Here is a 4,382-nt window from a genome sequence, read left to right as displayed (position 1 = left end):
CGCCAATCTCGACCCGGTGATGACCAAGCTTGAACGCACCGGCGAGATTCGCGTCGTGTCGGACACGCGTACGTTGGCCGATACGCGCAGCGTGTTCGGCGGCGACATGCCGGCGGGGTGTCTGTACGCGTCGCAGAGTTTCATCACGAAGAATCCGAACACCACTCAGGCGCTGACCAATGCGATGGTGCGCGCACTCAAGTGGCTGCAAACGGCAACCGGCAGCGAGCTGATCAATACCGTGCCGGAAGGCTATCTGCTCGGCGACCGCGCGGTGTATCTGGACGCGTGGCAGCACGTGAAGGAGGCCATGTCGCCGGACGGTCTGATGCCTGCCGACGGCCCGGCCACGTCGCTGAAAACCCTGCAGGCGTTCGACCCGAACGTGCAGGGCAAGCCGATCGATTTGTCGAAGACGTGGACCAACGACTTCGTCAAGAAAGCACTGGCCACGGTCAAGGCCTGAGTACCGTCAGCAGGGGGCGAAGGACGGCACGTGCCGCATTCGCCTCGACCACCGTTGTCATGGCGACATGACAAACCGAAATCGATCTTCGAAGCGAGTCGAACGATGACCGTTGCCGCCCTGGCGCTCGACAACATCACCTGCACCTTCGCTGCGCGGGACAACCGCGCGCAGCGCTATACAGCGGTCAAGGACACGACCTTGCGCATCGCGCCGGGCGAATTCGTTTCGGTGGTCGGCCCGACCGGATGCGGCAAATCCACTTTGTTGAACGTCGGCGCGGGGTTGCTGGAACCGTCGTCGGGAACGGTCAGTGTGTTCGGCGAACCGCTCAAGGGAATCAACCGGCGCGCCGGCTATATGTTCCAGGCCGACGCGCTGATGCCGTGGCGCTCGGCTATCGACAACGTGATGGCCGGGCTCGCATTTCACGGCGTGCCGCCTGCTGAAGCGCGCAGCAAAGCTGATGAGTGGTTGAAGCGCGTGGGTCTCGGCGGTTTCGGCGACCGTTATCCGCATCAACTGTCGGGCGGCATGCGCAAGCGCGTCGCGATGGCGCAGACGCTGATCCTCGATCCCGACATCATCCTGATGGACGAGCCGTTTTCCGCGCTCGATATCCAGACGCGTCAGTTGATGGAAAACGAGCTGCTTGACCTGTGGGCCGCCAAACGCAAAGCGGTGTTGTTCATCACGCACGATCTCGACGAAGCGATCTCGATGTCCGACCGCGTGGTGGTGCTGTCGGCGGGGCCGGGCACGCATCCGATCGGCGAATTCACAATCGATCTGCCGCGTCCGCGCGACGTCGCCGAAATTCGCGCGCATCCGCGGTTCGTCGAGTTGCATGCACAGATCTGGAGCGTGCTGCGTGATGAGGTGCTCAAGGGTTATCAGCAGCAACTCACGGCCGTTTAAGCGGGGCGCGTAGTTGCGGAGTGGCGTGGCGGCATGTACGGATATCCGTAGTTAAGTCCTGTTTGTTGCGTCCTGTATTGGCGTCGATCAATCGTCTAAGGCAAACCGAGTCATGTGGAAGACGTTGCGCCCGAACCGGGCGAACCTGGTGATCTGGCAGTGGCTGCTGCTCGTGCTGTGCTTCGTACTCTGGTACGTGCTGACCAGTCCGACATTGCTGCCGGCGTTCTATTTCGACGACCCGAACAAGGCCGCGTTCTTCTTCGGCGAGCCGCAGAAGGTGCTGCAGCGCATCTGGGAGTGGTTCACGGGCGGCGAAATCTATCTGCATCTGTGGATCACACTGGTCGAAACGGTGCTCGCGTTTGTGCTAGGCACCGCGCTCGGGCTCGGCGTCGGTCTGTGGCTTGCGCTGTCGCCGCTCGCGAGCGCGCTGTTCGATCCGTACATCAAGGCCGCCAACTCGATGCCGCGCGTGATTCTCGCGCCGATCTTCGGCGTGTGGTTTGGCCTCGGCATCTGGTCGAAAGTGGCGCTGGGCGTCACGCTGGTGTTCTTTATCGTGTTCTTCAACGTCTACCAGGGCGTGAAGGAAGTGAGCCCGGTCGTGCTTGCCAACGCGCGCATGCTCGGCGCGAATCGCAAGCAGTTGCTGCGCTTTGTCTACCTGCCGAGTGCGATGAGCTGGGTGTTTTCGAGCCTGCACACATCGGTGGGCCTGGCGTTCGTCGGCTCGGTGGTGGGGGAATATCTCGGCTCTGCGCGCGGCGTCGGCTATCTGATTCTGCAAGCCGAAGGCACCTTCGATATCAACACTGTGTTCGCCGGGATTCTGGTGTTGACCGCGTTCGCGCTGATTCTCGACGCCATCGTCGGGATCGGCGAGCGGCGTCTGATGAAGTGGCAGCCGAAGTCGGGTGATACGGAAAAGCTGTAGCCCCACATTCTCAAAGGCTCAACAAAAACGGCGTGCGGTTCAAAACCGCACGTCGTTTTCTGTTTTCTTGCCGCTCAAAGGAGCGCCAGCGCCAGCGCATTGCGCTTAAGGCGTAATCACCACCTTCCCGATCACTCGGCGCTCCGCCATATCGCGCAACGCGCGGCCGGTGTCTTCGAGCGAATAACGTTCCGACACATAGGGCTTGAGCTTGCCCTCGCCGATCCAGCCGGTCATCTGCTCGAACGCAGCGTGATTGTGTTGCGGCTCGCGTTTTGCAAAGTCGCCCCAGAACACGCCGACCAGACTCGCGCCTTTGAGCAGCGTCAGGTTGAGCGGCAACTTCGGGATCTCGCCGTTCGCAAAGCCGACCACCAGATAACGCCCGCGCCAGCCGATACTGCGAAACGCCGGTTCGGCATATACACCGCCGACCGGATCGTAGATCACGTCCGGACCCTTGCCGTCGGTTAGCGCCTTGATGCGTTCGCGCAGGTCTTCGGTGCTGTAGTTGATGGTGGCGTCCGCGCCATGCTTCACGCAGGTGGCGAGCTTTTCGTCGGTCGACGCCGCCGCGATCACGCGTGCCCCGAGCGCCTTGCCGATTTCGACCGCGGCGAGTCCGACGCCGCCCGCCGCGCCCAACACCAGCATCGTCTCGCCGGCCTTCAACTGGCCGCGATCGACCACCGCATGATGCGATGTGCCATAGGCGAGCGTAAACGCGGCGGCCAGTTCGAAGTCGACGCCGTCCGCCAGCGGCACGCACGCCGTGACCGGCGCCAGCGCCTGCTCGGCAAAGCCACCCGAGCCGGTAAACGCGACCACCCGCGAGCCCGGCTTGAACTGCGTCACACCGGCGCCGACCGCACGCACGACGCCCGCGACTTCCGAGCCGGGCGTAAAGGGCAGGGGCGGTTTGAACTGGTATTTGTTCTCGATGATCAGCACATCGGGAAAGTTGACGGCCGCGGCCTTGACGTCGATCACGACGTGGCCGGGCGGCGGCTCGAGGTCAGGCAGATTTTCGACGACCAGGCTTTCCGGCGGTCCATATTGATTACAGCGAATCGCGCGCATCGTGTCTCCATATCGATCAGGGGTTCGCAACCATTCTGAGTGTAAAACAATCCGCACGACCGTGCGTTTTTATTGTTCGAAGCCAGTTCGTGAGCGGTCGATACTCATCGGCGCGGGGCTCGGCGCGTGCGCTTTGCATGGGATGCACGCACGGCCTGCCGTGTCGTTCGCGTGCCTTCTTTCCTCGGTTACAATCGCCGCATGCGAATCCTACTCAGCAATGACGACGGTTATCTGGCGCCCGGCCTTGCCGCGCTTTACGAAGCGCTCAAGCCGATCGCGGACGTCACCGTGATGGCCCCCGAGCAGAACTGCAGCGGCGCGTCCAATTCCTTGACGCTGTCGCGTCCGCTTTCGGTGCTGCGCTCGGCGAACGGTTTCTACTACGTCAACGGCACGCCAACCGACTCGGTGCACATCGCGCTGACGGGCATGCTGGACCACACGCCAGACCTTGTTGTGTCGGGCATCAACAACGGCCAGAACATGGGCGAGGACACGCTCTATTCGGGCACCGTCGCCGCCGCTACCGAAGGCATCATGTTCGGCGTGCCGGCCATCGCTTTCTCGCTGGTCGACAAAGACTGGGTGCATCTCGAAGATGCTGCGCGTGTTGCCGCCGAGATCGTCGCGCACTACCTCAAGCAGCCGTTGCCGGGGTATCCGCTCCTGAACGTCAATATACCGAACCTGCCGTATGAGCAACTCGGCGGTTGGCATATCACGCGTCTCGGCAAGCGGCATCCGTCGCAGCCGGTGATCCGCCAGACCAACCCGCGCGGCGAGCCGATCTACTGGATCGGCCCGTCGGGCAGCGCGCGTGACGCGAGCGAAGGCACCGATTTCCATGCTGTCGCCAACGGTCAGGTGTCGATCACGCCGTTGCAGCTCGACCTGACCCACACGCAAATGCTGCCTGCAGCGCGCGACTGGGCGCGCGCTGCAGGCAGCATTTGCGTGTGGGTCAGGTCGAGCTGCAAC

The 4,382-nt window shown here is 62.6% G+C and carries 4 protein-coding genes and 1 pseudogene; 4 read left to right on the top strand and 1 reads right to left on the bottom strand.

What is annotated here, in order from left to right:
* The 3 genes and pseudogenes from FSO04_RS45115 to FSO04_RS45105 all read left to right on the top strand — a co-directional run.
* Positions 1-466, top strand: a pseudogene (locus FSO04_RS45115) (ABC transporter substrate-binding protein); the annotation flags it as partial.
* A gap of 105 nt (positions 467-571) precedes the next feature.
* Complete coding sequence (locus FSO04_RS45110) at positions 572-1,384, top strand: ABC transporter ATP-binding protein (protein WP_154567870.1); 813 nt, start codon at positions 572-574, stop codon at positions 1,382-1,384.
* A 112-nt stretch (positions 1,385-1,496) separates the two neighbouring features.
* Entirely contained in the window at positions 1,497-2,321 is an 825-nt protein-coding gene (locus tag FSO04_RS45105; protein WP_093632649.1) for an ABC transporter permease, read from the top strand.
* A 105-nt stretch (positions 2,322-2,426) separates the two neighbouring features.
* On the opposite strand, the gene FSO04_RS45100 is transcribed toward FSO04_RS45105, so the two are convergent.
* Positions 2,427-3,401 carry an NADPH:quinone oxidoreductase family protein gene (locus tag FSO04_RS45100; protein WP_154567868.1) on the bottom strand — a complete coding sequence of 325 codons (975 nt, stop codon included), beginning with the start codon at positions 3,399-3,401 and terminating at the stop codon, positions 2,427-2,429.
* A 201-nt stretch (positions 3,402-3,602) separates the two neighbouring features.
* On the opposite strand from FSO04_RS45100, the gene surE reads away from it, so the two are divergent.
* A partial coding sequence (gene surE / locus FSO04_RS45095) for a 5'/3'-nucleotidase SurE (RefSeq protein ID WP_154567866.1) occupies positions 3,603-4,382 on the top strand: 780 nt, incomplete at its 3' end.

Origin of the sequence: Paraburkholderia madseniana (assembly GCF_009690905.1) — a bacterium.
Lineage (GTDB): Bacteria > Pseudomonadota > Gammaproteobacteria > Burkholderiales > Burkholderiaceae > Paraburkholderia > Paraburkholderia madseniana.
The sequence above is the reverse complement of the archived record's forward strand: the minus strand, read 5'-3'. Positions and strand labels throughout refer to the sequence as shown.